The organism is Streptomyces sp. NRRL F-5122, assembly GCF_001507435.1.
Taxonomy (GTDB): Bacteria; Actinomycetota; Actinomycetes; order Streptomycetales; family Streptomycetaceae; genus Streptomyces; species Streptomyces lannensis.
Map to the genome: position 1 here is coordinate 1 of NZ_LMWH01000125.1, position 512 is coordinate 512.

Consider the following 512-nt stretch of genomic DNA (forward strand, 5'->3'; position numbering starts at 1 on the left):
GCGGAAGACCTCGCGGACGTTCTCCACGGACTTGACCTTCTCCAGCAGTTCCCAGCCCTCGGCGTAGGCCTGCATCATCGCGTACTCGATGCCGTTGTGAACCATCTTGGAGAAGTGTCCGGCGCCGACCCGGCCGGCGTGGACGTATCCATAGGGCCCTTCGGGCTTGAGCGCCTCGAAGATGGGCTGGAGGCGTTCGATGTGCTCCTTGTCGCCTCCGACCATCAGGGCGTAGCCGTTCTGCAGGCCCCAGACGCCGCCGGAGACGCCCGCGTCCACGAAACCGATACCCTTGGCCGCCAGCTGCGCGGCGTGCCTCTCGTCGTCCGTCCAGCGGGAGTTGCCGCCGTCGACGACGGTGTCGCCGGGGGAGAGCAGCTCCTTGAGCTCGTCGATGACGGCCCGGGTGGCAGCGCCTGCCGGGACCATCACCCACACCACGCGGGGCGCCTCGAGCTTCTCGACCAGTTCGGCGAGGTGCTTGACGTCGGAGACCTCGGGGTTGCGGTCGT

1 protein-coding gene is annotated in these 512 nt (G+C 68.0%); it reads right to left on the reverse strand.

What is annotated here, in order from left to right; translation table 11 throughout:
* Positions 1-512 (reverse strand): NAD(P)-binding domain-containing protein (locus ADL25_RS15520; protein ID WP_234380933.1); only part of this gene is annotated, 512 nt, incomplete at both ends.